The 25,220-nt window shown below is 68.6% G+C and carries 27 protein-coding genes, 1 tRNA gene, 1 pseudogene and 1 riboswitch; of the genes and pseudogenes, 11 read left to right on the top strand and 18 right to left on the bottom strand.

Annotation, left to right across the window (positions count from 1 at the left end; genetic code table 11):
- Positions 1-80: 80 nt before the first annotated feature.
- Positions 81-2,375 (bottom strand): Tn3 family transposase, encoded by a 2,295-nt coding sequence (locus OG293_RS20555; RefSeq protein WP_406000244.1) that lies wholly within the window; start codon positions 2,373-2,375, stop codon positions 81-83.
- Between the two features lie 32 nt (positions 2,376-2,407).
- Here OG293_RS20555 and OG293_RS20550 point away from each other — a divergent pair, with 32 nt between their 5' ends.
- Positions 2,408-3,676, top strand: a complete 1,269-nt coding sequence (locus tag OG293_RS20550; protein WP_406000243.1) for a hypothetical protein — start codon at positions 2,408-2,410, stop codon at positions 3,674-3,676.
- 118 nt (positions 3,677-3,794) lie between these two features.
- Here the strand turns inward: OG293_RS20550 and OG293_RS20545 are convergent, their stop codons facing one another.
- Positions 3,795-4,223: a hypothetical protein gene (locus tag OG293_RS20545; protein ID WP_406000242.1), complete on the bottom strand. Its 429-nt coding sequence runs from the start codon at positions 4,221-4,223 to the stop codon at positions 3,795-3,797.
- Between the two features lie 67 nt (positions 4,224-4,290).
- A complete protein-coding gene (locus tag OG293_RS20540; protein ID WP_406000241.1) occupies positions 4,291-4,638 on the bottom strand; it encodes a helix-turn-helix domain-containing protein in 348 nt (115 codons plus the stop codon).
- A 504-nt stretch (positions 4,639-5,142) separates the two neighbouring features.
- Here OG293_RS20540 and OG293_RS20535 point away from each other — a divergent pair.
- From OG293_RS20535 to OG293_RS20520, 4 genes are all read left to right on the top strand, one after another.
- Entirely contained in the window at positions 5,143-5,712 is a 570-nt protein-coding gene (locus tag OG293_RS20535; protein WP_406000240.1) for a hypothetical protein, read from the top strand.
- A gap of 264 nt (positions 5,713-5,976) precedes the next feature.
- Positions 5,977-6,663 (top strand): hypothetical protein, encoded by a 687-nt coding sequence (locus OG293_RS20530; RefSeq protein ID WP_406000239.1) that lies wholly within the window; start codon positions 5,977-5,979, stop codon positions 6,661-6,663.
- Positions 6,664-6,866: 203 nt separating this feature from the next.
- Positions 6,867-7,805: a hypothetical protein gene (locus OG293_RS20525; RefSeq protein ID WP_406000238.1), complete on the top strand. Its 939-nt coding sequence runs from the start codon at positions 6,867-6,869 to the stop codon at positions 7,803-7,805.
- A complete protein-coding gene (locus OG293_RS20520; protein ID WP_406000237.1) occupies positions 7,798-9,279 on the top strand; it encodes a hypothetical protein in 1,482 nt (493 codons plus the stop codon). The genes OG293_RS20525 and OG293_RS20520 overlap by 8 nt, the downstream gene beginning before the upstream one ends.
- A gap of 87 nt (positions 9,280-9,366) precedes the next feature.
- Here the strand turns inward: OG293_RS20520 and OG293_RS20515 are convergent, their stop codons facing one another.
- The 7 genes from OG293_RS20515 to OG293_RS20485 form a co-directional block, all read right to left on the bottom strand.
- Positions 9,367-9,585, bottom strand: a complete 219-nt coding sequence (locus OG293_RS20515) for a hypothetical protein (RefSeq protein WP_406000236.1) — start codon at positions 9,583-9,585, stop codon at positions 9,367-9,369.
- A gap of 221 nt (positions 9,586-9,806) precedes the next feature.
- Complete coding sequence (locus tag OG293_RS20510) at positions 9,807-9,998, bottom strand: hypothetical protein (protein WP_406000235.1); 192 nt, start codon at positions 9,996-9,998, stop codon at positions 9,807-9,809.
- Between the two features lie 138 nt (positions 9,999-10,136).
- Complete coding sequence (locus OG293_RS20505) at positions 10,137-10,403, bottom strand: metal-sensitive transcriptional regulator (RefSeq protein WP_266475519.1); 267 nt, start codon at positions 10,401-10,403, stop codon at positions 10,137-10,139.
- Positions 10,404-10,466: 63 nt separating this feature from the next.
- On the bottom strand, positions 10,467-11,039 hold the full coding sequence (locus tag OG293_RS20500; RefSeq protein WP_406000234.1) for a rhodanese-like domain-containing protein: 573 nt from the start codon (positions 11,037-11,039) through the stop codon (positions 10,467-10,469).
- A 116-nt stretch (positions 11,040-11,155) separates the two neighbouring features.
- The gene (locus OG293_RS20495; RefSeq protein ID WP_406000233.1) at positions 11,156-11,902 is read right to left on the bottom strand and encodes a sulfite exporter TauE/SafE family protein; all 747 of its coding nucleotides are present in this window, start codon (positions 11,900-11,902) and stop codon (positions 11,156-11,158) included.
- Positions 11,899-12,258 carry a rhodanese-like domain-containing protein gene (locus OG293_RS20490; protein WP_406000232.1) on the bottom strand — a complete coding sequence of 120 codons (360 nt, stop codon included), beginning with the start codon at positions 12,256-12,258 and terminating at the stop codon, positions 11,899-11,901. The genes OG293_RS20495 and OG293_RS20490 overlap by 4 nt, the downstream gene beginning before the upstream one ends.
- 44 nt (positions 12,259-12,302) lie before the next feature.
- The gene (locus tag OG293_RS20485; RefSeq protein WP_406000231.1) at positions 12,303-13,670 is read right to left on the bottom strand and encodes a rhodanese-like domain-containing protein; all 1,368 of its coding nucleotides are present in this window, start codon (positions 13,668-13,670) and stop codon (positions 12,303-12,305) included.
- 528 nt (positions 13,671-14,198) lie between these two features.
- Here OG293_RS20485 and OG293_RS20480 point away from each other — a divergent pair.
- A tRNA-Arg gene (locus OG293_RS20480) sits at positions 14,199-14,274 on the top strand.
- A gap of 210 nt (positions 14,275-14,484) precedes the next feature.
- Positions 14,485-14,607: riboswitch (cobalamin riboswitch) on the bottom strand.
- A 94-nt stretch (positions 14,608-14,701) separates the two neighbouring features.
- On the opposite strand, the gene OG293_RS20475 is transcribed toward OG293_RS20480, so the two are convergent.
- A complete protein-coding gene (locus OG293_RS20475; protein ID WP_406000230.1) occupies positions 14,702-15,523 on the bottom strand; it encodes a hypothetical protein in 822 nt (273 codons plus the stop codon).
- A 104-nt stretch (positions 15,524-15,627) separates the two neighbouring features.
- Between OG293_RS20475 and OG293_RS20470 the strand changes: the two genes are divergently transcribed.
- From OG293_RS20470 to OG293_RS20460, 3 genes are all read left to right on the top strand, one after another.
- Positions 15,628-17,031 carry a DUF2786 domain-containing protein gene (locus tag OG293_RS20470; protein ID WP_406000229.1) on the top strand — a complete coding sequence of 468 codons (1,404 nt, stop codon included), beginning with the start codon at positions 15,628-15,630 and terminating at the stop codon, positions 17,029-17,031.
- Positions 17,032-17,459: 428 nt separating this feature from the next.
- Positions 17,460-18,911 (top strand): ATP-binding protein, encoded by a 1,452-nt coding sequence (locus tag OG293_RS20465; protein WP_406003654.1) that lies wholly within the window; start codon positions 17,460-17,462, stop codon positions 18,909-18,911.
- Positions 18,912-19,318: 407 nt separating this feature from the next.
- Positions 19,319-19,477: a hypothetical protein gene (locus OG293_RS20460; RefSeq protein WP_406000228.1), complete on the top strand. Its 159-nt coding sequence runs from the start codon at positions 19,319-19,321 to the stop codon at positions 19,475-19,477.
- A gap of 478 nt (positions 19,478-19,955) precedes the next feature.
- Here OG293_RS20460 and OG293_RS20455 read toward each other — a convergent pair.
- The 4 genes and pseudogenes from OG293_RS20455 to OG293_RS20440 form a co-directional block, all read right to left on the bottom strand.
- A pseudogene (locus OG293_RS20455) lies at positions 19,956-20,135 on the bottom strand (tyrosine-type recombinase/integrase); the annotation flags it as partial.
- A 45-nt stretch (positions 20,136-20,180) separates the two neighbouring features.
- Entirely contained in the window at positions 20,181-20,681 is a 501-nt protein-coding gene (locus OG293_RS20450; protein ID WP_406000227.1) for a hypothetical protein, read from the bottom strand.
- A complete protein-coding gene (locus OG293_RS20445) occupies positions 20,642-20,926 on the bottom strand; it encodes a hypothetical protein (protein WP_406000226.1) in 285 nt (94 codons plus the stop codon). Before OG293_RS20445 ends, OG293_RS20450 begins: the two co-directional genes overlap by 40 nt.
- Positions 20,920-21,138, bottom strand: a complete 219-nt coding sequence (locus OG293_RS20440) for a hypothetical protein (RefSeq protein ID WP_406000225.1) — start codon at positions 21,136-21,138, stop codon at positions 20,920-20,922. The genes OG293_RS20445 and OG293_RS20440 overlap by 7 nt, the downstream gene beginning before the upstream one ends.
- A gap of 393 nt (positions 21,139-21,531) precedes the next feature.
- On the opposite strand from OG293_RS20440, the gene OG293_RS20435 reads away from it, so the two are divergent.
- Together OG293_RS20435 and OG293_RS20430 are read left to right on the top strand one after the other, a co-directional pair.
- Positions 21,532-21,972 carry a DUF6973 domain-containing protein gene (locus OG293_RS20435; protein WP_406000224.1) on the top strand — a complete coding sequence of 147 codons (441 nt, stop codon included), beginning with the start codon at positions 21,532-21,534 and terminating at the stop codon, positions 21,970-21,972.
- Positions 21,969-22,403: a hypothetical protein gene (locus OG293_RS20430; protein ID WP_406000223.1), complete on the top strand. Its 435-nt coding sequence runs from the start codon at positions 21,969-21,971 to the stop codon at positions 22,401-22,403. The genes OG293_RS20435 and OG293_RS20430 overlap by 4 nt, the downstream gene beginning before the upstream one ends.
- An 81-nt stretch (positions 22,404-22,484) precedes the next feature.
- On the opposite strand, the gene cysS is transcribed toward OG293_RS20430, so the two are convergent.
- The 3 genes from cysS to OG293_RS20415 all read right to left on the bottom strand — a co-directional run bounded on the left by cysS (position 22,485) and on the right by OG293_RS20415 (position 25,205).
- On the bottom strand, positions 22,485-23,885 hold the full coding sequence (gene cysS, locus OG293_RS20425) for a cysteine--tRNA ligase (RefSeq protein ID WP_406000222.1): 1,401 nt from the start codon (positions 23,883-23,885) through the stop codon (positions 22,485-22,487).
- A 17-nt stretch (positions 23,886-23,902) separates the two neighbouring features.
- Positions 23,903-24,514: a phosphoribosylanthranilate isomerase gene (locus tag OG293_RS20420; RefSeq protein ID WP_406000221.1), complete on the bottom strand. Its 612-nt coding sequence runs from the start codon at positions 24,512-24,514 to the stop codon at positions 23,903-23,905.
- 73 nt (positions 24,515-24,587) lie between these two features.
- Positions 24,588-25,205 (bottom strand): LysE family translocator, encoded by a 618-nt coding sequence (locus tag OG293_RS20415; RefSeq protein ID WP_406000220.1) that lies wholly within the window; start codon positions 25,203-25,205, stop codon positions 24,588-24,590.
- Positions 25,206-25,220: the final 15 nt, after the last annotated feature.

Here is a 25,220-nt window from a genome sequence, read left to right as displayed (position 1 = left end):
GTTCTCCTGGCCTTTCTCGTACCCGCATGGACGCCTCCGCCACCGTCGCGTGCAACGGCTCAAACGGCCGCCCCTGACCCTCAACGAGAGGCAAGGTGCCATGTAACCAAATGGCCTTGCGTGTCCCCGTGGACGATGTCCACGGTCACTTCGGACTGGTTCTTCAACAGGCCCTCGAACAGATACACCGCCTCCCACACGCCACACGGGATGAAGTGGCTGAAGAGCGCGATATAGGTATCGGACACGTGCCTCATCGAGATGCCGCCAAATCCCCCATACCGGATGTGGGACTCGGCCAGCATGTTGTTCTCCCAGGTGTCGTACTGGGAGCCGTCGATCCCGGCCTTGCCGACATCGCCCCACACGTGCGCCAGGTCGAGCTGAATGAACATGTCGATCACGTCCGCCGAGGCGGCGTTCAGCTTTTCCGCGGTGATGTGCTGGTTGCCCGCCAGTGACAGCTCGTGCACCGAGACCTTCTGCGGCATGTGCCGGGCGACCTGCGCGGGGCCCGCGTTCGTCCCGTAACAGAAGACCGTCAGGACATAGCGGGCGAGTTTGTCGCGGATCTTCGGATCGCTTCCGGAGGCCGGGCCGAAGTGCCGCCACCACTGGATCCAGTACGCAGTGCGGGCGAGCACGTCCAGCAGGCTCCACTCCGGCAGCCGGCGCAGGATCTCCGCCTTCAAGTCCTGCGCGGACTTGCGGCGGTCCTTGCCCTTGCGCGGGGTGAGCACGATCTTCCCCGACGCGGTGTCGATGATCAGGTCCGCGTTGTCCGGGTACCCGGCGTCCACCTTCGCGGCTGTGGCGGTGAGCTTCTGCTTCAGCGCCGCGGTGAACGCCGGGGCGGTGACGGGCAGCCCAGCCTGCTCGCAGTAGTCGGCAACCAACGGCTCGCACGCCTGCCAGGACAGCAGCTGGTCGTGCAGGTTGGCGTACGACTCCGAGCCGATGACCGCCACGTCTCCGGTCCGCAGCTCCTGGGTGAGGTAGAAGAGCGTGCACACCTCGAAGTGCCGCCGGTTGATCTTCCCCGGCTTGCGCTTGTCGAACAGAATGCGCTGCCACATCTGCGAGGCGAAGTCGGCCGAGACCGTCTTCGTCTTCTCAGTGCCGTCCTCCTGGGCGACTGTGTAGGTCACCGGCACCCACTGGCTGCCGCGGTGCCGCATGGCCTGGCAGAACCCCACCGCCTGGAGCACCGTGTCGTCGGTGGAGGTGGCGACCATCGACAAGGTCTCGGTCAGGTCGAGCAGAACCTTACGGTGGCTGCGGAAGTGCCGCCGCATCAGCGGCGCGTAGTTGTCGCCGTGGTGGGCGGAGACCAGTTCGTGGTCCTCCGAGAGCTTGGCCAGCCCGCCGGCCTTTTCCAGCCGCTCCAGCACCGCCTTGCCGCACTCGGCGTGCACCGCGTTCTGCTTGCGGGCACTGGTGGGGATGGTGACCGACTCCCCGTCGAAGCCGACCGCGTCCTTGGCCGCCTCCAGCACCTCACCCAGCACCGCGATCAGCCGCTCGGACTCCGCCCGGTGCCGCTCACGGATCTTCTCCAGATCCTCCTTTGCCTTCTTCGTGATCGACCCCATGCGCTTGCACAGCATCGTCACCAGTTCGTCCCGGGCCCGCACCTTCGCCATGTGCAGCAGACTCGCCAGCAGCGCACACCGCTTCACCATGCCGACCTTGGACATCTCGGCGGCGTCCAGCACCTTCGCCTGCCCAGCGAAGTGCTCCACCTTCCCCGGCGGAACCCCCTGAAGCCATGTCGCCGTCGCCCCCATCGCTTCCAGCCTGTCCAGGTGGGCAAGGTGCTCGCGCAGGTGGGAGACCGTCGGCGCCTTCGCCGGGCGCTTCAGCTCGTCGAACCTGCTGCGACCGCCCGCAGGCACCCGCAGCAGTCCCAGCAACCGGGCGCGGTCGACCTCGTCCATCCGCGACACGATCGCTGCGAAGAAGTCCTCGTTCGCCTCGGTCCTGATCGCCGAGGCCATCTCGTCCAGCGTGCTGTAGCCGGGCAGCTCCATCCTCGCCTTGACCAGCTTCTCCAGCGCCACGTTGATCAGGTCGGCCGGGTTGTCCTTGGTCTGCACGGCCTCCCGAATCGCCACTGCAGCGACCTCCCGGGCCTTCTCCACGTCGTAGGCCACGCCGATCCGTTCACGGATGAAGTCCCGCTGCCGCGCAGCCGTACGCACCGAATCGTGCCGCGGCGACACTCTCTCATCCTGCTCCAGCGGATCGCGCACATGCCCGACCACCAACTCCGGCACCTCGCCCAGATCCGGGAAATAGCCCGGCTTCTGGTAGCTCTTCAGCAGCACCACCAGCGCCAGCAGATGCTCCGGCGAGGCGCCTTGCCTCGCGCCCACGCCACCTCGGCCGTGCCGGGGGTGAACGCCTCGTGCAACTCGCGAGAGGCGGCGGACTCGGAGACTTCTTCTGCGAGCAATGCGGCCAGGAGGCCAGGCGCTACCGGCGCGGGATCTGCGGCCGGTGTGTCCTGACCGAGCGCCTCCGCGAGTTCCTCGACGATGGCACCGGATCCGTCCGGGCCGAACTCCTTCCCCTGTTCGACGCCCTGCGGCAGATGCAACGCCCGTGGGGCGGGATGACCTGGACCGGTCACCCTCACGTCCAGCGCAACCTGCGGGCCCTGGCCCACGGCGAAGTCCCGCTCACCCACGACGGACTGAGCCAGCTCACCCCCTGGCGCTCGGTCGCCTACCTGCGCGACCTGCTCATGCAGACCGGCGTCCTGCCCCCGGCCGACCGGCAGCTGCTGCTCTTCCAGCGATGGCTCACGGAGAAACTTCCCGCCGTCGGCGACACCGACCACCGGCGGTTGCTGGGGTTGTTCGCCGCCTGGCACATCCAGCGCCGCCTGCGCACTCTGGCCGGCCGCGGCCCGCTGACCAGCGACCAGATCCGGCAGGCCCGCGACAAGATCCGCCTCGCGACCTCCTTCCTCAACCACCTCACCCAACGCGGACGCGGCCTCGCCGACTGCACCCAGGCCGACGTCGACACCTGGTACGCAGGCGGCTACACCGCCCGGCGGCTCACCCACGCCTTCCTGCGATGGGCGATGCGCTCCAAGCACGCACCCGCCCTCGTCGTCCCGCACCGCTCCACGAGCAACCCCGCCCCGATCGCCCAGCACCAGCGCCTCGCGCTGCTGCGGCAGGCCGTGAACCGTGAGGACGTCCCGTGCCGGGACCGGGTCGCCGCCGTGTTCGTTCTCCTCTACGCACAACCCCTCACCCGCATCGTCCGGCTCACCACCGAAGACATCCTTCACGAAGACAGTGAGGTCCTCGTCCGCCTCGGAGACCCGCCGTCCCCCGTTCCCGAACCCTTCGCCGGACTGATGCTGGCCTACCTCAACGAACGGCCGAACACCATGACCGCCACCAACCCCGAAGCCCGCTGGCTGTTCCCCGGCCGCCGGGCCGGGCAGCCCATGACCTCGGACACCCTCGAACTCCGGCTCCGCCGCCTGGGCTTCCCCACGCAGCGCGGACGCACGGCGGCAATCCGCCACCTGGTCCTCCAGGCCCCCGCTCCCGTGATCGCCCGCATGCTCGGCTATCACGACGAGACCACAGCCCAGCTCGCCGCCGAGGCCGGCGGAACCTGGCGCCACTACGCCCCCGGCGACCACACACGGTGATCCCAACGGCTCACTCACCACAGAATACGCGTCAGTCGATTACGCGAGGTCGCCAGTTTTCTGGCCTCCTACCGAAGCCTCCTTGCTACCGCCTCAACGGTCGGGCGGTAGCGAGGCGTCAGCGCCGGAGATCTGAAGTAAGTGTGATCCATCCGTCCGGGATCCAGCCTTCGAGGTAGCCCTCCACAAATTCCGCAAGCTCCGAAGTGCCGAGCGAGGGCAGCCTCCGGACGGCTTGACGCCATGGCATCCACAGCCACGATGCAGAGCAGGAACGTTCAGCGTGCGCCGTGAACAGGCGCACCTTGCGGTGCGCGGCTGCTCCGTGGTGCGAGACATCCAGCCGTGCCACAACCCCACCGAAGCGCAGGGCCGCCGCCCCGTCCACGAGGCGGCATACCGCTTCGCGGTAGGACTCCTGTGGTGCGCAGGCGGCCGTCGGAAGATCCAAGGAGTTCCCAGCGTGCCGAACGAGGCCGATCCTCTGGCGACCGTCGAAGCACAGCAGGTAGACCTCACGCCGCCCTTTCGGTGCATACATGCCCATAGAAAAAGAATGCGGCACAGCGCTCAGGATGCACGCCGGCGGGCTGAACGGCGGAAGAAGCAGCGACTCAGGGCTTTGGCGGACTCGGCGGCAGAGCCGCCGGCCCGGGCCAGAGCTGAAAGCCGAAAGCCGCCTCGAGGCGGGCCAGCGTACCCAGGTCCGGCATCACCTTGCCGTTGAGAACCCGGCTGACCGTCGAGTGGGTAAGGCCTGTCGCCTCGGCAAGGCTACGCAACGTGTGCCCGGTGGACGCCATGGCTCGCTCCAGGTTCCTGGAGAGGGACTGGCCGTAGTAGGCGCTGACCGGCGCACCAGGAGCCAGGGCAGCATGGGGCCAAGTGCCGTCTACGACGTAGTCGCGCGGCTGCTTGTCATTGCTGCTCCGGGGCACGCCGAGATCATCCCACGCACCCATGGGCCCGACCCTTCCCTGGTAGGGAATCCCTTCAGGGACTCCAATCGAATGTTGCAAGTACGGAACAGCATAGAGCTTCAGAGCCGACTGCCCGGGTGTTTTGCGGCCATCGCGCCCCGTCGGATGTCATGGATGGGGGCATGGCCCGACAGAGCACTCGGGGAACCAACACGACCGCCAGGAGGGCCGACCGGGGTGCCGGTCGGGCGCATCTGGATCCGGCAGGCGCTGGGCATCCTCGGATCAGGCCACCGGAGGCGAGCCAGCTTCTGTGATGCCCGCATTGGCCGCATGCTCTGCCCAGGCCGCTCTGGGGCGAAGTAGCCTTCGACTGACGCACCCCCGAGGAACGCCAACCCAGAGCCCTCAACTGGGGTTTGACCATTTTGATTTGACGTGTCGCCAAGTGCGAGCGAGAAGAAGTGCTTCGAGTGTCGCCATTCCCCTGCGGTGCGAGCTTCGGATCGCTAGCTTGTGCGTGGATCACTCAGGGGGAGGCGGAGCGTGCACACGAGGGCAAGCAATGCAGAGGACCCCTTTGTCGCCCATCTGCGCCAGATCGAGGCCGCCGAACGAGACAAGTGGGTCTCCGCCGACGAGGCGTGCACCAAGGCTGCGTATTACGTGAACGAACTGCGCCAGCGCCTCGTCGAGGCCGAGCGGGAGCTCGCGGCCGCGGAACAGGAGCACACAGTGGCCTCGGAGCGGCTCGCGGTGGTGCGCGAGATCATCGCCGGCGCCGAGCGACTTCTCACTCAGCCTGACCGCGACACCGCGGGCGAGGCTGAAGCCGAAGAGCCGGACCAGCACAAACCGCGGGCCAGCGGCCCGGGCCGCTCGACACATGACGCTGGCCCAGCAGCTGCACCCACGGTGAGGGCACTCGTTCTTGAAGCCCTTGCCGACGGAAAGGCGACCCAGCTCTCCTCAATCCGAGCTCACGTCCAGCGCGGCCGCCCTCAAACACCGCCGAATTCGGTCCGCTCGACGATCAGAACGTTGTGCGACCGCGGACAGGTTGCACTCCTCGGCCGCGCGACCTATCGACTGGTGCCATTGGAGGCGCATACGTAGCGGCCGCACTTCATCACGCAGACGAAGAGGCGCCGCCAGGGGGACTAGACCCTGGCGGCGCCGATGACACGTCAGCTGAGGGCCCACGCATCGCCCCCAGGCTAGGGCATACGCCCATCGCGCATTGGGTCCTCGGCGAATAACGCCACGACATCCTTGATCAAACTGAGGGCCCATCATGACTTTCTGTGCAAGAATGCACCAATCTGCGTGGCTTCAACCTCTCGCTCACGACCCTTCCCGCACTCTCCTGTGGGCGGACCGATGAGCGGCAGGACGTCCAACGGGTCGACCCGTGCCAGGATCCTGCCGACCGAGGCGATGGAGCCCCGCCGACAGCTTGGACTGCTGGACGTCACCGCACGCCTGCAGCACAAGGAACGGGACGGCGCCCCTGTCGGCGCAGTGAGCGCGGCCATGGGAATCAGCGAGAAGACCGTCGCCGGAGCGCACGGCTTTCTGAGGCAGAACGGGCTCCTTGAGCCCGGTTGCCAGAAGTTCGCTCTCACCCCCGCCGGCCAACGGCTGGCGGAGCTGCGGTCTGCGGACTCCGCCCGGGCCCGGCTCCACCTCGGCGAGCTGTGGTCGTCGACATGGTTCACCACGGCCACCAACCGGCTGCTCGAGCACGGTCCGCAGGAAGCCGCCGTGCTGGCCCAGCACTTGGCCCGTGGATTGAGCAAGCGGATCGAGCGTGGGCTTCATCTGGTGCACTGGCTGGAGTACGCCCTGGTCATCCGCAAGGGCGAAGACGGGCAGATGGAACTGGCGAGCGAGGCAGCCCACAGCCGCCCGGCTCCCCCGTTCCTGGGCTCCAGCGAGGCAATCACGGCGCTTCCGCGCGAGCGCTTCCTCGCGGTCATGGACGGCTACCGGACGATCATCGCCGCTCTGGCCTCGACGCCTGAGCCTGCCAACAGCCCTCCCGACAGCCCGCCGCGCACTCAGTAAGCGGGCTTCGCTCCGTCGACGACAGCCCCCGACGGGCTTCGCCGCGCCCTGCTCACCCATTCGCACACTTCACGTTGCCGCGGAGATCAACCATGCCCAATGTGTTGCATGTAGGGAACACAGCAGATCGTTCGCCTCACCCTGCGCCGGATCGGGGCGGAGCAACCGGTCTGCCCGGTACCGCCCATCGGAGGACGCTCATCGTGGGAACTGACCTCTCCCTCACGCACGGCATCGACCGTGTACTCCAGGTCTGGCAGGACATGGCCGCTCATGACGAAATGTCCGTCCAGACCTTCGACAAGTTCGGCCTGCTGTTCAGGCGACTCGGCCGGTACGCCACCGTGCGAGGCGCGCTGTTGATCAGCGACGTCCGGCCCGGGCTGGTCGAGGACTTCGTCAACGCCAAGGGCCACAGCCGCCACGGTCACGTCTCCGACGCCGCCGTCGCCACGCGGCTGCTGCGGCGCAGCGTCGTACGGGCTGCTTTCCGCACCTTGCGCGAGCTCGGCCTGAGCGACCAGGACCCGACCAGGGACATCGTTCTCCCCGCCCGCAGCCATGAGGGCGTCCGGGCGCTGACCGAGGACGAAATCGTGGACCTTCGCCACCACGCCTCCTTCACCACCCGCCCCACCCGGCATGCCGCAGCCGCCGCACTGGCCCTCGCCGGCGGGCACAGCGGCGAGATCGGCCACACCGCCGTCGCGGACCTCGACCTGTCCTACAGCAAGGTGTGGATACACGGCTCCAGCAAGTACGAGCCACGTTGGTGCCGACTCGATGCCTGGGGGCGGCACGTTCTGGCCGAACGCGCCCGGCACGTCAGCGCCCAGTACCCAGAGCCCTCAACGGCGCGCCTCGCAGTCTCGAGCCGTCCCACCTCCGACGCAGCCCTTCAAGCCCGGGCCTGCGTCGCCCTCGGGGACCTCCTGCGCCGTGTCGGGCTCGGCGATGAGCCCGACGTCAAACCCGCCTCCATCACCGCCACCGCCGCCATCGCCGCATTCGAGGCGACCGGACGCATCGAGGAGGCGGCCCGCAGCATCGGCCTTCGCTCCCTCGACCGCGCCGCCGCCATCATCGGCTACGACTGGCGCTGCGATCCCGCCTACACCGACGGAGTACCGCCCCGTGCCTGACGACATCTTCGGTGACCCACTGCCCGAGCAGGGCAGGCCCAACCGCAAGCGCCAGCTCGCCGACCACCACCAGCGCACCGTCGCCCAGCGCGTTCAGGACTGCCTCGACTACCCCCTGCTGTACGAGATGGCCGAGCTCCTCCCGCCGCCGGCCAACGTGGGCTGCCCGCGCGAGTACCCGGCGATCGTGTACATGCTCCTCGCTGCCTTGACCCCGGTGACGAAGTCGAAACGGTCGGCCGTCGGCCTGCTGGCGTCACCGCGGGAATGGCGCAACGTGCGTGCGCACATCCGGCGCCATCTGGGCCGCAGAACCGCCGCCGCACTTCCCTTGAACGCACCGTCACGCCACCAGTTCCAGGACGCCGTGGACAAGCTTCTGGTCCCGAGCAGCGACGCACTCGAAGAAGCATTCCGCAGCTACGCCGCCAGGCAGGCACTGGAACAGGGGCTCTTCCCCTCCGGCGTTCCCAAGGTCTGGAGCCGCCCGGAGCGCCGACAGCTCCTCGTGGGCGACGCCACCGTCCCGCGGGCGATCTCGAAAGCAAGAAAGAGTGAAACCGTCGACGAGGGCACGGGCGTGCTCCGCAACCACCGCGTGGACCCCGCCGCCCGCGTCTACTACGAGAATGGAGAGAAGGCCAAACGGGAGGTCCGCGGCACGAAGTGGTTCTTCGCCTCGGGCCGGTCCGATGGCTACTGGACCCGCGTCATCCTCTCCTTCGCCTACGTCTCCGGCGGCGAGTACGAGGACGAAGCAGCCGTGGCCGTGCGCCAGTTCACCATGCTCAAGGATGTCCTGCCGGACTGTATGGGCATCGTCTACGACGGCGCCTTGCGCGGTATCCACCGCGACGCCCTGGCTCGCCGGGGAATGCTGGCCATCAACAAGCAGCACGGCTCGGTGACTCCCGTGTTCTACGAACACATCAAGCCCTGCCGGAGCGGCCACGAGCTCTGGTGCAACGACGGACGCGTCGCCGAAAGCATCTCCCTCGACGACGGCACCCGCATCCTTGCGCCAGTCCCGATCACCAAGCTGGAGCCCCGCCTCGGTATCACCAAGAGCCGCTGGTATCACGTCCTGCGCATCGCCTGCCGTCACGGAGGCCACACACACCGCGTCCCCGTCGGCATCACTACCACCCCTGCGGATCGCGCTTTGCGTCAAGCCGGCAGCGGCAAACGCCCCAAGAGCGACCGTGAGCGCGGATTCCATCGCGCCGAACTGCTCCAGCAGATCCCCCAGTCCACACTCGCACACCAGCTCGTCTACCCCTACCGCGCAGACTCCGAGTCCGTACACGCCCAGTTCGACCAGAGTCTCTGGAACCGCCGCATGGTCGCCTACGGGATGGAACGGCAGAAGGTGTTCGTCCTCGGCTTCTCCCTCGCCCAGAACGCGACGAGCCACCAGATCCACCTGGAAGGGCGGAGCAACGCCCAGACTGTGTCTGGGCTGGCCCGACCCTGATCCGCCCATGTCCACACGACGGCTGCGGCCCGTAACGGGCCCAGCCGTCGCGTTCACCGAGCCTGAAAGGCTGCGGGACGGGCGTCGTCAGTTCACCAGGGACAGCGCGCGCCGTGGTTCGCGCTCGGTCTGCTCGCCGCCGCCCTCGACCATGGTGATAGTCAGGCCGAAGAGCATCTTGTTCATCTCGTCCACGGTCAGGCCGAGCTCGCCGGCCACGGCGGCGGGCCGCACACCGTTGGCCCTGAGCCCCTGGTACTTCGCGGCGGTCTTCCCGCCCAGGCGCGGCAGGCGCTGCCGCGTCACAGTCCGGGCAGTTGTGACGTTCTACCGCCAGTGCAACCTGATCGAACGTCAAATCCATGGCTGGAGTCTCACAGAACCCCGTCGCACAACATGTCGGTTCCGAGAGGACTTTTGCGAGCGGCGACTTGCCGGAACCTGCTCATCTCCGGGGCACCCGCGTTCTCTCACAGATGGTCGCTTATGAGAATCGTATTCTCGGTTCCAGTTGGCGCATGTGCCCGCTACATGCGGGTGGCGGCGAAGCCGATGAGGACGACCGCTGTGATCACGATGCCGGTCAGCCCGGCCCAGCCACCCAGCAGTGCGCACGCCGCTACGACTACGAAGGCGCCCAGCATGAGTGCGGTGAACGCCCACGCCGACAATCCACGGTCATCACTGTCTTCCGCGTGCGTCTTCGTTTTCCTGGTCACCGTGCGCACGGTATCGAGTCTGGCTGGTGGGTCTCGCGTCGGGGAGGGCTCATGGGGGATGCGCGGCAGTGCCATGGCAAGTGCAGGTACGCGGACGGCCCGGCTCGTGGTGGCGGCCGGGTCGTTCGGGGTGGTGCGTCAGGCGAGGGCGAGGAAGAGTTTTTCGAGTTCTTCCTCGGTCATGGGGGCCTGGTTCTGGTCGGCGTTGGTCATGCACTGGCGCATGCCGCTGGCGACGATTTTGAAGCCGGCGCGGTCCAGGGCTTTGGATACGGCGGCGAGCTGGGTGACGACGTCTTTGCAGTCGCGGCCAGCTTCGATCATGGCGATGACGCCGGCGAGTTGGCCTTGGGCGCGGCGCAGGCGGTTGAGGACTGCGTTGACTGAGTCGTCGTCGACTTTCACCGGTGCCTCCTGGCCTTGTGTTCCCACCCCATGGTACCCCAGGGGGTATCCGAACGGGTGGGGTCAGTGGTTGCGGAGGGCGGAGAGGGTGGCGGCGAGGTCGCCCTGGTGGGGGCGGTTGTGGGGAAGTTTGGCGAGGAGGGCGGCCATGCCGCAGGTGTTGGTGAGGGCGGAGAAGACCAGGCCGCCTGCGGTGCCCGCTGAGGCGAGGCGGAAGGCGGGGCGCAGGCGGCCGAGGGCGAGGCCGGCCAGGACGACGGCGCCGGCGGTGAGGCGGACCTGGCGTTCCATGCTCCACGCGGTACGCCGGGCGCCGTCGGGGTGGTGGAGGGCATTGCCGTCCGCTGCCCAGGCTCCGGTGCCGCCGGTGAGGGTGGCGGTGGTGATGCCGTGGGCGGCAAGGGTTTTGCAGGCGTTCTCGGAGCGGGCGCCGGAGGCGCAGACGACGAGGATGTCGCCGCGCTGGGCTGCGTGGCGGATGTCGGGGAGGGCCCGGTCGAGGTGGTCGAGGGGGATGTTGAGGGCGCCGGGGAGGTGGCCGGTGGCGTACTCGCCGGGGGTGCGGACGTCCAGGACGATCAGTTCGTGCAGGCGGGTGCGGGCCTGGTCGGTGTCGAGGGCGCGGGGGGTGGTCATGAGGCGGTGTTCCGTCCTTGTTGTCGGCGGTGCCCGGTTATGGACATCAAGTTACCCCTGGGGGTATTGGTGGGAGGGTGGCGGCGGAGCGCCGTTGCGGGTCACGGGCGGGAAGGTCAGTGGAGGGCGTCGGTGAGCATGAGGGCGGCGACGGCCAGGAGCACGATCGCGAAGATCCGCTGGAGGGCGGGGCCGGAGACTTTGGAGGCGAGGCGTTTGCCGTCCCAGGCTCCGAGGATCGCGGCGCCGGTGAAGGGGGCGATGACCGCCCAGTGCAGGGGCGTGCTGGTGCCGGCGCGGGCGGCGAGCGCGGCGAGGGAGTTGACGGTGATAACCAGGAGGCTGGTGCCGACCGCGGCGCGCATACGCAGTCCGAGGACGCCTACGAGGGCGGGGACGGCTAGGAAGCCGCCGCCGACGCCGAGGAAGCCGGTGACCGCGCCGAGTCCCGCGCCCGCACCGGCGGCCCGCGCCGGTCTGACGGGCCTGGGCTGCTGCTCGGGATGGGGCGGCTTGAGCATCCTGAGGGCGGCGAGGGCCGCGATCGCGGCGAACGCGGCGGTCAGCACCGCCTCGGGCAGGCGGGCGGCGAGGGTGGCCGCAGTGATCGCGGGCACCATCCCGGCGGCCGCGAACAGCGCGCCGGTCTTCCAGCGGACGTTGCCGGAGGTGGCGTGGGCGTAGAGGGCGGTCGCGGAGGTGGCGGTGACGATGATCAGCGAGGCGGTGGTGGCGGCGGCCGGGGTGAAGCCGAGGAGGTAGATCAGGGCGGGAACGGCCAGGACGCTGCCGCCGCCGCCGAGCGCCCCGAGGGCCAGGCCGATGACGGCTCCGGCGATAAGGGCGAGGAGGAGGACACTCACGCTATCCGGCCGCTGCTTCCTCGTTCGTCGACGACCGGCAGCCCGGACGACGCCCAGGCGTGCATACCGCCCTTGACGTCGACGGCCTCGGCTCCACGCCCGGCCAGGAGTTTGGCGGCCTGCTGGGAGCGGTGCCCGGAGCGGCAGATCACCACCAGCGGCCGGCCGTCGGCCGCAGACGGCAGGGCGGCACCGGTGACCAGCCTGGAGAGCGGAGCGTGGACGGCGCCGGGGGCATGGCCGGCGTTCCACTCGACCTGCTCGCGGACGTCGAGGAGGACGGCGTCGCCGTCGGTGGTGCGCCGACGGGCCTGGTCGGGGGTGACGCGGGCGGTGCCGCGACGGAAGAGGAACATCCGTCTTCCTTCCAATTCTCTGGTGGCAGGGGGCAGGCAGCGGTTCAGCTGCTGGTGCCAGGCGTGAGGGGCAGGCTGGCGTCGGCCGCCGCGTCGAAGGAATCGTCGACGGCGACGACGTCGCGGCCTGCGGCGTCCAGCAGGGAGGCGGCGATACCCGCGCGCATCCCGCCCGCGCAGTGCACCCACACCGTCCCGGCCGGTACGTCGGCCAAGCGGCGGTGGAGATGGTGGATCGGGATGTGCACGGAGCCTTCGATCCAGCCCGTATCGCGTTCGGAGTCCCGGCGCACATCCAGGACCACGTCAGGGCTGGGGTCCTGGGCGGCGAGGTCGGCGAAGGTGGCGCGCGGAAAGGAGCGCGGGGTATGGCCGTCGGGTATCCAGTCACGGACGGTGCCGGTGGCGGCCGCGGCTGGGCGGTCGATGCCGACGCGAACCAGTTCGCGCTGGGCGGCGGCGAGCTGGGCGGGCGACTGGGCGAGGAGAGTGACGGGCTTTCCCCAGGGGATCATCCAGGCGAGGTAGGTGGCGATCTTCCCCTCCGCCTCGAAGTTGAACGATCCCGCGACGTGGCCCTCGGCAAACGCGATCCGGTTGCGCAGGTCCACCACCCACTCCCCGGCGGCCAGGCGTTCGGCGATGTCGGCGGCGTCGGCCAGCGGGGGTGCGGTCAGGTCCACCGGCGCGGGGCCGTCGGAGTTGGCCGGGCCCATGTGGGCGTAGTAGGCGGGCACGTCTTCCAGGCCGTCCAGCAGGGCGGCGACGAAGGTGTCGACGTCCTTGACCAGGGCGTCGTTGCCGACCTTCTCCTTGCCGATGGTGGTGGCGTCGCCCTCGGACTGGGAGGAGGAGCAGAAGCTGCCGAAGCCGTGGGTGGGCAGCACCGGGGTCTCGTCGGGGAGCTCGGCGGCGAGCCGGTGGACGGAGGCGTGCTGGGCGCGGGCCAGATGTTCGGTCAGCCGTGGTTCGACCAGGTCGGGGCGGCCGACCGAGCCGATCAGCAGCGACCCGCCGGTGAACACCGCGGCCACCGTCCCCTGCTCTTGCAGAACGTAGGAGGTGTGGTGCGGGGTGTGTCCGGGCGTGGCCATCGCCCGCAGGGTGATCCCCCCGTCCACGCTCACCGTGTCACCGTCGGCGACCGGTGTGCGGGCGAAGCCGACCCGGGCGGCGGCGGGCACGAGGTAGGCGGCGCCGGTAATGCGGGCCAGGTCCAGGCCGCCGGTGACGTAGTCGTTGTGGATATGGGTCTCCACCACGTGAGATATCCGCACCCCCCGCGCGGCGGCCGCCTCCAGAACCCGTTCGACATCGCGGGGCGGGTCCACCACCACCGCGGTGCGCGCGCCGCCCGCCAGGTAGCTGCGGTTTCCGAGGCCCTCGGTCTCGATGGTGTCGATGAAGAACACGCGGTTGCTCCCTTCGGCTGCCATTTACCCCCGGGGGTATATACACTCGAGCCTAGCACGGGTACCCCCGGGGGTATTTTGACGGCGAAGAGAACCCGCTCACACAGGGCGGCCACCCGCCGCCCGCCCCCTGCAACGTCGTGGTCCGCTCCGACGGCGAGCACACCGTCGTCGCCGATCCATTGCGGGGGCGCTGGCGCCCGCACGCCGAACCGTTGGGACAGAACGGACACCCGGGTGGGCCGAGCAGCCGGCCAGTGGGACCGGCCCGCCGCACGCCCTAACAGCCCCGTCGCAGGTCAGCGGCCTTCTGCAACCTCCATGGAACCGCTGTAGCTTATGGGGGCGCATCCGCGGAGCACGATCCGCTAGGCTGTCCGCGGTCGGTCGGCTACTCGGCACGTGCGGGAGAAAATGTCCACTCGGACATCGCACCCACCGTGCGGGGGCGCGAGCTGACCAGGGCGTTTGACTTGCCGGGATGGCGAACCCCACTGGGGTTTCCTCCACGGTTTCCATCAAGCCCCCGCCTCCGTAGCTCAGGGGATAGAGCACCGCTCTCCTAAAGCGGGTGTCGCAGGTTCGAATCCTGCCGGGGGCACCACAAAATTGCAGGTCAGCACACTGAAGGCCTTCCAGGGAACCTCTTTGGAAGGCCTTCAGGTGCGCAATGGGAACGCCCCGGGAACATCGAAATGCGCATTATTCGCACTTCGGACATTCTTTAAGATCTGATGGCCAACCCACGTCTTGACCGCCATGGGCGGCCCGTTCTCGGGGAAATCCGCCCCGGTTCGTCGAGGTGCGACGGCGTGAGTGTCCTGACTCGGGATCGGCGCTTCCTCGATCCCGCGCCGAACGAGTCCGTGGCCATGGCGGAGTCGCTCCCCCTGCACAGTGGCGGTACCGTGCCGGAATCTCACCGGGTTCCTCGTTCCGCTGTCGCTTGTCGGCCGGAAGCATCCCGGAACAACCCGCGACCGCGCCAAGCCCTCGGCTGTGTGGTGAGACACATGAAGGGCGGGGAGGGTCTACTCCACGGCTCGGCCTGCGGTGCGCATCAGTTCGCGGATCTTGTACCCGTAGGTCTCGGCGAGACCCTCCCCGGCGTAGCACAGCACCTCGTCGCCGTCGTAGTCGCCTTCGCAGGCGCCCAGGCCGTCGAGTACGCCGAGGGCCACAGCCTCGGCCGCGTCAGGCATGCCCAGCGCCAGACGGCGACGGACATCGGCCTCGTACTGCTCGATGATCGGCTCGATCAGACAGCTCGCGGCCTCGTATACGTCGTTGTACCCGAAGCCCGGGCGATAGCCGGTGCTCAGATGGTCGCTGTCCAGGGTGCGCAGGGCCTGCTCGACCTCGGCCGCCGTCCCCTCCTGAAGGGCGGTTAGTTCGGCGCGGGCACGCGGGGCGAGCAAGTGGACGGCCAACTGGTCGGCTTTCGCGCGCAGTTCGGGCCGAGCATCCAGCAGCCGGTCCAGCACCGCGGCCTTCTCCACGGCGGTGAGTGCGCCCAGGGCTTCGCCGGGGCCACAGAGGGTGTCGTCGACGGGTGCGGCGTGCCAAGGCAGGCGCCGTTCGACGGCGTGCAGGGCGAGTGCCACGGCATGCCGGCACAAGCGTCCTGACGCCAGGGCGCACGGGCCGTCGCATTCCGCCGTCAGTTCCCGACCTACGACCTGCACCCATACACCGCGAGCGGCGCCCGAGCCGTCCCGCACCAGGCCGCCGATGCCGCGGGGCTCGCTCTCCGCCTCGATCACCGCACCGTCGGCGAGCCGGGTCCGTCCCTCGGTGACCTCGGTGTCGTCGGCGAACGCGTACACCGTCCCCTCGTCCATGACCAAAGCCATGCGGTCATTCAAGCGCACCCCCAGGAGAGTTGGCGAGCGGGCGGTCCCTGGCCACTACGCTCGGTGCGGAGACGGCAACACCTCCGCGAGCACGAGGTACGGCAGTGGGCAAACGCAACCAGGAACGACGGCGTGCGAAGAAGAAGCAGCGCGATGCGCGGCAACGTGCCCGGGCGGAGCAGGAAGGAGCCTTCGACGCCGCGTCCGGGTTCGGCGGCTGCGACTGCGGCGATCCCTTCTGCGGGGTGGGCGGCGGGGCGTCCGTACCGCGTCCGCGTGGCCCGCGGACTGTCGCCGACCTGCTCGACGAGGCCATGGACGAGGTGTGTGCCATCCCGCCCGCGGACACGGCGCGCCGCGAAGCCGCGCTGGGGCGGGCCGCCGCCCTGTTCACCAAGGCGGGCATGGGCCGCGCGGTGCTGGCAGCAGGCAGTGAGGTACTGCACGCGGTGTGGCACCGCGGCTGGCAGCCCGCCGATATGGTGCGCGCCGCCCGGCGTGAACTCAAGGCGCGGCACGGGCGACTCGCGGCCGATCTGATCGCCGCCGAGCAGCGCGCGTACCCGACCCCGAGCACGGGCCTGGACGGGCGCTGGGCAGCCCAACTGGCAACCCTGTCCGCTGAGGTGTGGTGGGGCGACGACGACGCGTACCTGGCCGGTGCGGCCGCCCGCGAGAAGTGCCAGCCGACCGTACTGGGGCGGGCATGGGTGGAGCTGCTGGACCTGCTCAGCGGCCTCCCGGAGATTCCGCAGCTGATGCCGCCCCCGTGCGAGGCCGGTTCCGGCACCGCCCCCGGCGGCAGCGGTGTGGAGGCTCCGGTGCTGGCCAAGGTCCGCGGGCTGCTGGCGAAGGCCGAGTCCACCGAGTTCCCCGAGGAAGCCGAGGCTCTTACCGCCAAGGCGCAGCAGCTCATGGCCCAGCACAGCATCAACGCGGCGCTGCTGGACGCTGAGCAGGACACCCGGCAGGTGCCGGGGGGCGTGCGTGTCGGGGTGGACACCCCGTATGAGGAACCGAAGGTGCACCTGCTGCAGGCGGTGGCAGAGGCCAACCGCTGCCGCACGGTGTGGTCGCGGAACCTGGGCTTCTCCACCGTGGTCGGCTTCGCCTCCGACGCCCGGGCGGTGGAGCTGCTGTACACCTCACTGCTGGTGCAGGCACAGTCCGCGCTCCATGCAGCCGGAAGCCGAACCTACCGTGACGGAGCGTCGCGCACCCGCTCCTACCGGCAGTCCTTCCTGACGGCCTACGCCACGCGGATCGCCCAGCGGCTGAGCCGGGCGACCGAACAGGCCACCAAGGCGGCAGGCGAAGACCACGGGCCCGGGCTGCTGCCGGTGCTGGCTTCCCGGGCCGAGGCGGTGGACGACCAGGTGGACGAATGGTTCGCGGAACTGTCCTACAACCGCAGCCAGACCCACGCCCGGGACCGGGAGGGCTGGGCACACGGGACGGTCGCCGCGAACCGCGCGCAGCTGCACGGCCAGGCCGACGCGCTCCGCTGACGCGCGCCGTGGTGGGACTGGGACGTGGACACGTCCGCACGCGTCCTGAGGTCGCCGACTCGATGACAATGGCAGCCTTCCGTCGGGATCCCGCCGTACCTGACAGGCGGCCGGGGCGCATCACCTGTCCGCCGTGAGCTGACTGCAGGGAACGGCTGCGACGTTCACGACCAGCGAGACAGCGATGCCGGTTCGAACGCTGGCGGGTTGGCACTTCAAAGGTGCAAGACGGCCTCCACGGTGATCCGCGATCGCGGTGACCACCGCCCACCACCTCCGCCCACCCCGCCCCGATCCCTGCCCTCGCCACCATCCGGGGCCAACAACGCCGGGCACGCATGCACGAATGAAAGGCCACTCTTGAATAAGTCCAGATATAATAAGCGCACCTATCCATATGGAGGTGTGCCGTGGACAAACCTGCCGAGATGTTCGACCGCGACTTCGAGTGGGCCGAGCTGACCCGCTTCGCCGCCCTGCCCGGCCCGCGCGCCACCCTCGGCGTGGTCTCCGGCCGCCGCCGCCAGGGCAAGACCTTCCTCCTGGACGCCGTCACGCGGGCAAGCGGCGGCTTCATGTTCACCGCCACCGAGACCACCGAAACCGACGCCCTGCGCCAGTTCGGCGAAGCCCTCGCCCGCCACCGCGACCAGCCCACCCCGTTCCGCTTCACCCACTGGGACGAGGCCGTCACCGAACTCATGCGCATCGCCGACAGGGGCAACCCAACCATCGCGGTCATCGACGAGTTCCCCTTCCTCGCCAAGGCCTCCCCCGCCCTCCCCTCGATCATCCAGCGTGCCCTCGACCCCGCCGCCCAGCACACCAACACCCCCGTACGGCTCCTGTTGTGCGGCTCCGCCCTGTCCTTCATGGGCGGACTCCTCGCCGGCAACGCCCCGCTGCGCGGCCGCGCCGGCCTGGAACTCGTCGTCCCCACCCTGGACTTCCGCCTCGCCGCCGAGTTCTGGGAGATCACCGACCCGCGCACCGCACTGCTCACCCACGCCATCGTCGGCGGCACCCCCGCCTACCGCCGCGAGTTCACCCAGGGCGACGCCCCCGCCGGGCCCCACGACTTCGACGCCTGGGTCACCCGCGCCGTCCTCAATCCCGCCCGTCCGCTTTTCCGCGAGGCCCGCTACCTGCTCGCAGAGGAACCCGAACTCCACGACACCGCGCTCTACCACTCCGTCCTGGCCGCCATCGCCGCCGGAAACGCCGCACGCGGCGGCATCGCCGACTACCTCGGCCGCAAGTCCACCGACCTCGCCCACCCGCTCAGCGTCCTCCAGGACGTCGGCATGATCACCCACGAGGCCGACGCCTTCCGCCGCAACCGCTCCGCCTACCGCATCGCCGAACCTCTCATCGCCTTCTACCACGCGGTCATGCGCCCCGCCTGGGGCGATCTGGAACGCCCCGGACGCGCCCCCGCCGTCTGGCGCCGCGCCCAGTCCACCTTCCGCAGCAAGGTTGTCGGACCGCACTTCGAACAGGTCTGCCGCGAATGGGCCCGCTGGCACGCGTCCCCCGCAACCCACGGCGGGCAGGTCACAAGGGTCGCCAGCGGGACCGTCAACGATCCTGCCGCGAAGACCAGCCACGAAGTCGACGTCGCGGTCCATGGCGAGACCGACAGCGGCCGCGAAGCAATGCTCGCCATCGGCGAAGCCAAATGGAACGACGTCATGGGAAAGGGCCACCTCGAACGTCTCCAGCACATCCGTGCTCTCCTCACCGCGCGCGGCACCGCCACCGACGTCACCCGGCTGCAGTGCTACAGCGGGACCGGCTTCACCGACGAACTGCGCCACCTCGCCGAGAACGACCCCGCCATCCAGCTGATCGATCCAGTTCGCCTCTACCACGGCGACTGACCCGGTCGCAGTCACCGCCCCTGTACGGGGAACATGGCCTCCACCGTTACCCGCGTCCCGGAGAGCCGCAGCACGCCCATTCCCGGTCTGCTGCCCTGCCGGGGCACAGAGAAACACAAGGTCAGAGGCCGTGCTGGCGTCACAAAGGCCCTCCGTGAAGATCAGGGAGGGCAATTTTCACATCGGATGGGAACGCGCTGGGAACCGCCGTCTGGCAGCCGTCTCCTCGGGGTCATCGCTGGGAACGTCGGGCTCCGCCGAGGGCTACTGTTGCTTCCGGGCTCACAGCACCAGCGCACCGGAGCATCGGCCTCGGCGATATCGGACTGAGGTAGGACCGTCGCCGAGATCATGACCGAACTCGGCCTGCAGGCCGCAACGCACCCGACGTGTCGTGGTGGGGCAACATGACGGAGATCGACACCGGTGAGGGCAAGCTCTGTCTCGCGTCCGTCCACGACGCCTTCTCCCGGCGGGCCCTGGGCTATGCGATGGATGAACGGCACGATGCCGCACTGGACAACGCCGCCGCAGAGTCGTTCAACTCGGTCCTCAAGGTCGAGTAAGTCCACTGACACACCTTCGCCACCCGCGCCGAGGCCCGGCTGAAGACCGCGAGCTAGCCTGTAGTCAGGCGGCTGACCTGCGGAAACGGCCACTGACTCAACTCCCGGGCTAAGGGAGCGAGCCTGTCACCCCTCCCAAAGCATCTGCGGTGCTCAATCGAACCCGGCTGGGCGACGAACCTGCGTAGATACCTCTGCCAACTCTCGAAGACCGTCCCCATGCCCTCGGCTGGGAACCTGATGGGAACAGCAAGGCAAAGAAGGCCCGCGAAGGATCGTGAAAGATCACCCCCCCGAATTGCCCCAGCAGGCCGATGAACTGCGAAAACGGCGAAACATCAAGCCAGTTCAGGCAAGACGAGTGAGCTAATGATCATGCTCCTAAAGCGGGTGTCGCAGGTTCGAATCCTGCCGGGGGCACCAGCCAAAAGACCCCCAGCCGATCATGGCTGGGGGTCTTTGACATCCATGTCTGACATCAACGTCGGCGTTTCAGCAGCCTGTCCATGTGGCTGATGGCCTCGCGCTGGGTGTCCTGGACGACGTGCGTGTAGACATCCATCGTGATGCTGATCTGGCTGTGTCCAAGGATCTCCATCACGACGCGCGGAGCGACGCCAGCGGCCGTCAGCAGGGACGCGCAGCCGTGCCGGGCATCGCTGGTCGACCTAGCCGCGGGCCGTGGAAAGCCGGCACGCCTGGCTCACGCGGGCGGGATGGCGGCGATACCGGTCTGTTCGTCGGGATTGATGGGCGGGCGTCGCTTGGTGCGGCGCCACCACAGCACGGGGCCGAAGGTGGAAATGATGACGAGTGCGGCTCCGACGACGACGTAGATGCTCAGGACGACGAGCTGCTGGGTGATGGAGTTGCCGTCGAAGTAGAGCGTGTTGCGGATCAGGGTCGCTCCGTTCCACGGGGGCAGGATGGGGCCGACGTCCTCCCAGAAGGCGGGCAGGTATGCGGTTCCGTTGACGCCGCCGGTGGAGGGGTTGCCGAAGAAGATGACGATGACGACTGTCAGCAGGGTGCCCATCGGGCCGATCAGGCTCTGGAGAGTTGCCGCGAAGAGCGCGATGGCGAGGCAGATGAGGGTGAACTCTCCCCACAAAGGCCAGAAGTTGGTGCCGACGTCCGGGTAGGCGTTGAGGATCGGACCGGTGATCACGTTGAAGACAAGGCCGGCGACGATGGTGTAGCCCATGAGGGCAAGGACGCGAAGGGGGGCTGCCGCAGTGCGGGTGCGGAGCAGGCGAGGGTGGCGCCCAGGTAGCCCGCCACCATCAGCACAAACATGGCGATGCCGGGGACGGCGCCAAGCGGGTCCTCCTTGGGCAGTTTGTTGGTCACCTTCAAGGCGAGGTGCTTGCCCTGGGCCTTGGCGGCCTGCTCGTAGAGGGCGGGCATCTGGGCCGGGGCGACCAGGCTCGCGGCCTCGGCGATCACCACGGTGTTGCTTTGTGTACGAAGCCGCCGTAGATCTCGGTGCGGTTGGCGGCGTCCTCCAGGGCAGCTTGGTCCTTGTACTGGTGGATCTTCAGCGAGACGTGTTTCTGGACGGCTGTGGTCAGTGGTGAGCTGCCAGTCACGCCCCACGGAAGGTCGCGGGCGACCACGGCGTGCTGCGCCGACACGTAGGTCGTGACCATGATGCTGGCCATGACGAGGGCGATCAGCAGGCCAGTGATCAGGGTCCGCCATTGCGCTGGCTTCGGCCCCTCGTCAGGACCCGGAGGCGCGACGTGTCCTCCGCCCGACCCGCCGGGGGCCGGCTGAGCCGGACTCTCCGCGTCCGGGGCCGGGGATGTAGCACCGTCCCTGGCGCTCTGGTCGGCATTTCCGGCCGGAGCCGCCTCGTGCGTCGCTCATGGCACTCCCCGGATGACTGGCGCATGGGGCTCCTGACTTGGTGCACCCCGGAACACACACATTGACTCTGCCAGAGCGAACTACACATAACGGCTATTTCGTGAGCGCCTTTCACCGGTGTGGTCGAACGTGGCCCGAGGCCGCCTCTGGGCTGAGAACCGTTCGCATCAAGGGGGCCACGGGGCGTGCCACTTCCGTGCCAGAACGGACGGGACTCACGCAGCCAGGTGCCGCAACCCCGGCAGTCGCCCGCGGACTGCTCCAAGGCCCGCGACCAGGCGGAGATCGCCCTCCAGTACGCCAAGGACCTCTACCCGGACAGGACCCTCTTCCAGGGCACCGGGGACGCCTTCCGGCACTGCTACTGGAACGCGCTGATGGAGGTCTTCATTGATCACGAGACGGCCTACGAGGTGGCTACCCGCCATGAGTCCCAGTCCAGGGGCGGCGACAAGGAGATGGACCTCAAGAACAACAGGAAGGGGCGCGAGATCGGCCGCTACTACAAGGCGCGATACTCCAAAGCCGAGGCTTACAAGAAGACCAGAAGCTCGCGCAAGAGCCATGTCTCCAAGGGCAAACTCTGGATCATCAAGAACGGGAATCTCGTGAGGAGCAACGCATGATGACCGTGTTCCACCGGCGGGTCGTGCCGGTGCTGCTGGTCGTCCAGGTCGCGTATGTCGCCCTGCTTGAGTTCGCGTTCACCTTCCTGAACCCCGACACCGCGGACATCGACCACACCGATGCCAGCACCTCCGCCACCGCGCTGTACGCGGTCCTGGTCGCCGTGGCACTGCTCGCCCTGGCCGGCGGAGCCGCCCTTCTGGGATCGGCACAGGTCGGGGAGAGGACACCTCGCGCCGTGCGCGTCGGCTGGCTCACCCTGCTCGGGCTCGGCGAACTGGCCGTCGCCGCCATGTTCCTGAGGAATGTCGCCGCCGGGGCCTCGGGCCCGGACACACTGATCGGCGTACTGGCAAGCGTGGCGAGCTGCGCCATCGCGGTTTCGTGCCTGACCGAAACGAGCACAGTGCTGCGAGGCACTCCGGCCTGAGTCACGTCGGGCGGAGCCGGCACCGGCTCCGCCCGACGTGCTTACTCACCGCGAACGACGGCGGCACAGGTGCGGAAGGGCTCAGCGCGGCCTCAGCGTCCAGCGCTGGCCCGAGGGGGTGTCCTCGATGACCAGACCCGACTGCTGCAGCTGGTCGCGGATCGCGTCGGCCGTGGCGTAGTCCTTGCGCACCCGGGCCGCCTCCCGCTGCTCCAATACCAGCCGTACCAGGGAGTCGACGACCCCGTGCAGGTCCTCGCCCCGGTCGCCCGTACCAGCCCAATGCTCATCCAGCGGGTCCAGGCCCAGCACACCGAGCATCGCCCGGACTTCGGCGAGCCGGGCCACCGCAGCCTCCTTGTCATCGGCGGTCAGGGCGGAGTTGCCCTGCCGGACGGTGGTGTGCACGACCGCGAGCGCCTGCGGCACGCCCAGGTCGTCGTCCATCGCCTCGGCGAACGCCGGCGGTACCTCGGCTGCCGGCTCGACCGGTCCCCCGGCCTTCTCGACGACCCGCTGGATGAAGCCCTCGATGCGCGCGAAGGCGGACTCCGCCTCGCGCAGGGCGTCCTCGCTGTACTCGATCACCGAGCGGTAGTGCGGGGTGCCGAGGTAGTAGCGCAGCACGATGGGGCGCCAGTGCTTGACCATCTCGGAGACCAGCACCGAGTTGCCGAGCGACTTGCTCATCTTCTCGCCGCTCATCGTCACCCAGGCGTTGTGCACCCAGTACGAGGCGAAGTCGTCGCCGAACCCCTTGGCCTGGGCGATCTCGTTCTCGTGGTGCGGGAAGACCAGGTCGACGCCGCCGCCGTGGATGTCGAAGGCCTGCCCGAGGTACTTGTGTGCCATGGCCGAGCACTCCAGGTGCCAGCCGGGCCGACCCCGGCCCCACGGGGTCTGCCAGCTGGGCTCCCCGGGCTTGGCGGCCTTCCACAGGGCGAAGTCGCGCGGGTCGCGCTTGCCGGTCTCGCCCTCCCCGGAGGGCTGGCGCAGATCGGCCAGGTCCTGGTTGGACAGCTGCAGGTACCCGGCGTAGGAGCGCACGTCGAAGTAGACGTTGCCGCCGGCCGCATAGGCGTGGCCGTGGTCGATCAGCCCCCGCATCATCTCGATCATCTCGGGGACGTGGCCGGTCGCGCGCGGCTCGTAGGTCGGCGGCAGGCAGCCGAGCGCGTCGTAGCCGGCGGAGAAGGCCCGCTCGTTCTCGAAGCCGATCGCCCACCAGGGCCGGCCCTGCTCGCAGGCCTTCGCGATGATCTTGTCGTCGATGTCCGTGACGTTGCGGACAAAAGTCACCTCATAGCCGCGGTAGGTGAACCAGCGGCGCATGATGTCAAAGTTGAGCCCCGACCGGATGTGCCCGATATGGGGTGCGGCCTGCACGGTCGCGCCACAGAGGTAGATCGAGACACAGCCCGGCACGAGCGGGGTGAAGTCACGGATCTGCCGGGCGCTGGTGTCGTGGAAGCGGATGGACAAGGCGTCCCCTCGGTGTGTCAGGAAGCCGCGCGGGCGGCCTTGACGAACGCTTCGATCAAGGCAGGGTCTTTGACCCCCCGGGTGCGCTCGATGCCGCTGGAGACATCGATACCCCAGGGACGAGTGGCCTGGATGGCGTCGGCCACGTTGGCCGGTGTCAGGCCGCCGGCCAAGAGCCACTCGGAGCCCGGAGCGCGGAAGGTCCCGCGGGTCCAGTCCCAGGGGACTCCGGCGCCAGGGGTCGGTGCGTCGAGCAGAAGGATGTCCTCTCCCATCTGTCCGCATCGGGGCAGGGGCTCTCGGTAGGGGGTTCCACGGATGAGAGTCCATCCTTCCTGCCCGAGTTCGGTGAAGTAAGCACGTCCTTCGTGTCCATGGAGCTGTAGGGCGCGCATGCCGGTGACGTTCGCCAGCGAGCGGACTTCCCTCACCGGCTGGTCACGGAAGACGCCGACGGTCATCACATGGGGCGGGACACGTTCGGCGAGGCGTATGGCGGTGGTGGCGTCTACGCGCCGAGGGCTGTCGGCGAACATGAAGCCGATGGCGTCGGCTCCGGCCTCGACCGCCTTGTCCACGTCCTCTTCCGTCCTCAGCCCACAGAGCTTGATGAACAAGTGATTTCGCACAGGGTCCCTACGTGGATTCGCCCGCCCCGGAAGAGTTCCCCGGGGTGGGCGAGCAGACGACGAACGCGGACGGTCAGCGGCTGGCGAGGGCCAGTTGAACGCCGAGGCCCACGAAGGCGACGGCGAAGGTGCGCCGCATCCAGGCCAGCACGTTCGGGCGGGTGATGATGTGATCGCGTACGGCCGCGGCGAAGGCACCGTAGATCACGAACACGACGAACGTCATGATCATGAACACGGCCGAGAGTGCCAGCATGCGCGGGAGCGTGTTGGTGCTGGTGGCCGGGACGAACTGGGGCAGGAAGGCCAGGAAGAACATGGACAGCTTCGGGTTGAGGAAGTTGATCAGGATGGCGGTTCCGGTGATCCCGGCCGCCGACTTGTCCGTCTGCTCACTCTCGGTGTCGATCTTCATCGAGCCCTTCTCCCGCAGGGTCTGCCAGGCGAGATAGAGCAGATAGGCGACACCGGCCCATTTGAAGCTCTCGAAGGCCACCGCGCTGGTGTGCAGGATGGCGGCGAGGCCCGCGATCGCAGCCGTCAGGTGCGGGATGATGCCGAGGGTGCAGCCGAAGGCTGCCACTAACGACATGCGCAGTCCGCGAGTCAGGCCTGTGGCCACGGTGTATACGGCGCCGGTTCCGGGTGAGACCACGATGATGAACGCGGTGATCAGGAACTCAATACTCATTGATGCTGCTCCCTC

The sequence above is a fragment of the Streptomyces sp. NBC_00829 genome (assembly GCF_045161795.1).
In the GTDB taxonomy this organism is placed as follows: domain Bacteria; phylum Actinomycetota; class Actinomycetes; order Streptomycetales; family Streptomycetaceae; genus Streptomyces.
The sequence above is the reverse complement of the archived record's forward strand: the minus strand, read 5'-3'. Positions and strand labels throughout refer to the sequence as shown.